This window comes from Xenorhabdus sp. Sc-CR9 (genome assembly GCF_963897815.1).
GTDB lineage: Bacteria > Pseudomonadota > Gammaproteobacteria > Enterobacterales > Enterobacteriaceae > Xenorhabdus.
The window spans coordinates 1-5,036 of the sequence record NZ_CAWQTY010000018.1; the positions used below are offsets into that span (position 1 = coordinate 1).

Below are 5,036 nucleotides of genomic sequence, written 5' to 3' on the forward strand. Positions count from 1 at the left end.
ACTCAAAATCCGGCTCAGTAATGAGTTGCTCGAGTCACCCTTCCCATATGCCCTTGTCCCGCCACCGGCAAAAACGGCGATGCGTATTTTTCCAATCACCGTAATCGGTCGGTAAATCTCGCCAAGGCGCCCCCGTACGTAAAATCCAAAATACGGCATTAATAAATAATCGATTATCGTAAGCAACCCGTCCCCAAGCGCCTTTTCGACCAGGTAAGTGGGGCTCAAGTAAATTCCAGACATGTTCGGAAATATCGTGGCGGCGGTATGCAGGTGTGCTCATGGTTAGTTCACTCTGTTTATGGAATGCAAATCTTATTATCGCACAAAATAATTTATGACGACATTATCATAGGAAGAAAATGGCGTTGAATTATATATAAATGTAAATTTAAATCAATATTCTTATATTTTTGTATTTTTCTGGGCTGGTTTTTTAAGCGTTATGTGAGTATTAATCTTCATTTGATCGATATTTAATCAAACATCTTGTTTATATTGAAAACCATTCTCATTATTAATATGTATTTTTTGATTGTATCGTTTTTTTATTAAGCAGTTATAAAACAATCTTTAATCTAATCAGGGTTTATTAATTCTAAAAATTCAAAATAGAATTAAAAGGCATTATTTATCATTCCATTCGCTATGTTGTCCTTTTCCAGAAGTATGGAAGGGGTAATATGCCAGTATATCAAAAATTGCACTCGTCTTTGTTTGATGGTTCAAAATCTCTGATTATTGGCCTATTGAGCCTTTCATTCAGTTTTCACAGCCAAGCCATATCAGAACATCAAAATAAAGATAACCATGCAGTTTACAAACTGGCTGAAGTCACCTCTCAATGGGGACAACTGACCCACTCGCAACCTCCCAATGAAGCAGCACAATCGATCGCTGCCCAGCAGCTGTCATCAGCAGTCACTGCCACATTCACCCCGTGGCTTAACCAGTTCGGCAATGCGCGGATTTCACTCCCCTTTGATCACCATTTTTCGTTAAAAGAAGCCGCGCTGGACTGGGTGCTGCCGTGGTATACCACCCCGGCTTACACCGCATTCAGCCAGTGGGGTGTTAAAGCCGGGCACGGTCAGACGACCACCCATCTTGGTATGGGATACCGCTATCTGGGTGATAACTGGCTTTGGGGGGCTAATGTGTTCTGGGATGCTGAGTGGCCGGCTCAACACCATCGCTACAGCATTGGGGCAGAAGCGTGGCTCGATAACTTCAAACTCTCTGCCAACCTTTACCAGCGCTTATCCGGCTGGAAAACTTCCCGAAAAATCAGCGATTATGATGCACGCCCCGCCAATGGCTGGGATATCCGGGTAGAAGGCGGGTTACCCGCGCTGCCGCACTGGGGCGGGCAGGTGGTGTTTGAACAGTACTACGGGCAGCAAGTGGATTTATTTGGTGACAACAGACGTCAGCACAATCCTTACAGCCTGACGGCCGGGCTGACATACACGCCGGTGCCGTTAGTCACATTGGGTGCGGATGTCCGGCTGGGAAAGCAGGATCACCGGGATAACCGTTTTACGCTGACACTTAATTACCAGCTGGGCGTCCCCCTGGCACAACAGCTTGAGCCCAGCGCAGTCGCGCCGTTACGCAGCCTGACATTCAGACGGACAGATTTTGTCAACCGGAATCATAATATGGTGCTGGATTACCGCAAGCAGACGCTGATAACACTGGATTTTCCCGTTCAGCTTAAAGGCGGTGCAGGCAAAATCATCACCTTTACGCCACGGATTACCTCCAAATATTCCCTTGCGCGTTTAGAACTCCGGGCTGACGAATTACAACAAGCCGGTGGAAAAATTGTTCACCAGACGCCTGATAAGGTCATGCTGCTTTTACCGAAAGCCACCGATAAAATGATCCGGCTCTCCGGTATTGCTATTGATAAGCACGGCAATCGTTCTCAGCCATCGGAAACCACGATTTTCATCCTGCCGACGGAAACCCATGTGCAGGTCACCGCAAGCCGGACGCAGGCAAAGGCTGACGGTCAGGACAGTGTGATGTATACCGTGATGGTGAAAGATCGTGACGGTGAACCTGTTCCCGATCAAATGGTGAGCTGGTCAAGCGACAAAGGCAAACTTTCACAAACCACACAGAAAACTGATGCACAGGGGCTGGCGGCAGTGTTGCTGAGCAGTCATCATCACGGGAAGCATAGCGTACAGGTCTCGGTTGGTGATAATGTCACTGTGGCTTTGCCGGTGCACTTCAGCGCGGTATTGAAGCCTGTTATCACCACAGATAAAACGCAGGCCAGAGCCGATGGTCAGGATGCCGTGACGTTTACCGTCACCGTAAAGGATGCCGCTGGCGTTCCCGTTCCTCATCAGATTATTAAATGGCAAACCAGCCGGGGTAAGTTCCTGATCGCATCGTCAACAACCAATAATCACGGGCAGGCCACTGCCGCATTAGTCAGTTTACCCTCCGGTATTGCAGAGGTGTTGGTGATGGCGGACGAAGAGACGATCACGGCATCACCGGTTGAATTTTTACCCTCACTGACCCATACGTTGATCTGTGACAAAAGCACGGCCATTGCTGATGGACAGGACAGTGTGCTTTGCACAGTTGACGTGCGTGATGCGGCTGACCAGCCGATAGCAGGGAGGGAAATCGTCTGGTCAACGGATCATGGCCAGATTGCCGATGAACAGATTATCACCGACAGCAGGGGGAAAGCCCGGGCACGGGTTATCAGCCGGAAAGCCGGCGTCGCCCGTGTCCGCGCTGACATGTCAGGTACCATCATCGCGGCGGGCGGGGTCACGTTTGAGCGCCAGTTGCAATCCGTTATTATTACGGATAAAACCCACGCCAGCGGCGACGGGCAGGAGGCTATCGTACTGACTGCGATTGTTGAAAATACACTGGGGTTACCGGTTAAAGATCAGGCCGTCATCTGGCACACCGACAACGGTGTCCTGTCATCAGCAGAAACCCGAACCAACTCGCAGGGGGAGGCACAAATTCAACTGACCAGCACCGTTGCCGGGGAGCACCGGGTATGGATCCAGATTGATGATAAGACGGTGACTGCCCCGACGCTCTGGTTTGATGATGTGCTGACATCCACCCTGCATGCAGATAAAACCCGCATTATTGCCAATGGTCAGGATAGCGTCACATTGACAGTAACAGTGAAAAATCTGACCGGACAGCCCGCCGTCGGTATTCCTGTCTGGTGGCGTTCGGACAGCGGTCACTTTACAGACGCACAGACTGAAACCGATGAAAACGGCGAAGCCCGCGCGACACTGATCAGCCAGAAGACAGGCACCGCTTCAGTGACGGCCATTATCGATGACCAGGCAGTTATCTCACCCACAGTCGACTTTATCCCGCCATTACGTATTGCCGATACCATCGCCGTTGACAGTCAGGGCGGTAATGCCAACCAGAAATCCTTCGGCGCCCGTGGGCCTTCAGTTTTCTGGCGTGGCGCGAAATTTCGCATTATCACCGCCGGTAATACAGGCCGGGTGAACTGGCAGAGTGATTCTCCGGCAGTCACGGTATCCGGTGATACGGTGGTCGTACAGCAACGTCCCGATGGTGTGAGACTGACAGGGACCGATGAGGCAGGGCAGCAGGTGGTGCTGACCTTAACAAGCGATACCTGGTTTGAGCGCTCAGGCCTGACGCAAGATTTTTATTTTAATGCAACGCAAATTTGTCAATCACTCGGCAGCCAGATTGCGCCCAAATATGCACTTGAACGGCTTTATGAAGAATGGGGAAATTTTTATCACTATGAGGGCTGGGTGAGAGAATTTTATGTGGTTTCCACAGATTATCTTTCTGGCAGTTCCGGTTCAATGGATGCGCAGACAAAATGGGCATTCTGGGCAGAATCGGATAGCTGGACGCGTAATGCCTGGCATCGGCTGGCATTTGCGTGTGGAAGCTAAGGCGGTTCTGTGTTTACGCTATTTTGCCTGATCTGCCAGCGTTGTCTGATCTTGCCAATTTGATTCATGAAATTGCCCTTTCCTCCTGCCAGGGAATAGACTCCGTTTGAGGTAATGGCGGAGTCTGTTTGGCGGGTGGAATATGCAATATCATTGGTTTGATCTTTCTATAGCAACAGGCCAAACCAGAAGATAAATATTCTTCTGACGCTTTATCACATGATTTTCTCATCCTGAATATGGATCATATTCATAAAAACTTCGCATAAACTCACATTTTTAGGCACAATGGTGCTGATATCATATTTTTTTGGACTAAAAAGAAAGGGAAAAAGATCCCGGCCATTCTCAAGTTTTCTTGTTTTGTCGAGCGATTCAAAGTAGTTGTAGATCTCCGATACCACTGTTTTATGTATTTCACTTTTAACTAAATCATCTCTCTGATATGGGCTTTCATAGTGTCCATAGTACAGTTTACGAAGATAAGGAATATTTTCCTCTTCGTCTTCATCCATGGGAGACCTGATGAAAGCCATAATTTCATCTGTGCGATCTTGCTTGACGCTGGTAAAAAAATCACTGATGCACTGCTGTAACTGAGGTGTGCATTTTCCCTGTGGTTTCGGCCGTTTTACTTCTTCAAACGTGAACTGTTCCGCCGACATGTTCAGCATATCCGTCATGATATTTTTAAATTCTTCCGGACACTGGGTTTGTTTCACTTCCGCATAAACACAGCGGCCAAAATAACCGGAGTTGTGGGTGTAATTGTATTTTCTGATAGCCAGAACATAGGTTCCCGGCGGCGGTTCATACCCTCTGATTTCGGAGGATTCATAGGCGAATTTGAAGTAAATCCCGTTTTTTTTGTTATAACCGATCAGGTTTCTCGCAGCAGCAAAATCGGCGACAGTGCACCCATAATCGCAATAGAACGGGATCTCTCCATTAATGAGAAGAAACCAGCCTTGTATCTTAAATATAGGTTAAAATAAATACGATTAGATTTGGCGCGGTGTATGCAGTCTGATCCAGCCTAGGGTTTTAAGCCCGTTCAGAAGCTATTGACGCATACACTGAGCCACTCATCTG

Annotated in this window: 2 protein-coding genes and 1 pseudogene; 1 reads left to right on the top strand and 2 read right to left on the bottom strand. The window is 48.2% G+C overall.

The window, feature by feature from the left end; translation table 11 throughout:
* Positions 1-37 precede the first annotated feature (37 nt).
* Positions 38-283: pseudogene (locus AACQ81_RS00965) on the bottom strand (transposase); the annotation flags it as partial.
* Positions 284-683: 400 nt separating this feature from the next.
* Here AACQ81_RS00965 and AACQ81_RS00970 point away from each other — a divergent pair.
* Positions 684-3,944: an Ig-like domain-containing protein gene (locus tag AACQ81_RS00970; protein ID WP_237388377.1), complete on the top strand. Its 3,261-nt coding sequence runs from the start codon at positions 684-686 to the stop codon at positions 3,942-3,944.
* 215 nt (positions 3,945-4,159) lie between these two features.
* On the opposite strand, the gene AACQ81_RS00975 is transcribed toward AACQ81_RS00970, so the two are convergent.
* The gene (locus tag AACQ81_RS00975) at positions 4,160-4,666 is read right to left on the bottom strand and encodes a hypothetical protein (protein ID WP_237388378.1); all 507 of its coding nucleotides are present in this window, start codon (positions 4,664-4,666) and stop codon (positions 4,160-4,162) included.
* Positions 4,667-5,036: the final 370 nt, after the last annotated feature.

Bases quoted from the DNA above. Each gene is read 5' to 3' on its own strand.
- AACQ81_RS00970 (WP_237388377.1), top strand. From the start codon at position 684: ATGCCAGTATATCAAAAATTGCACTCGTCTTTGTTTGATGGTTCAAAA.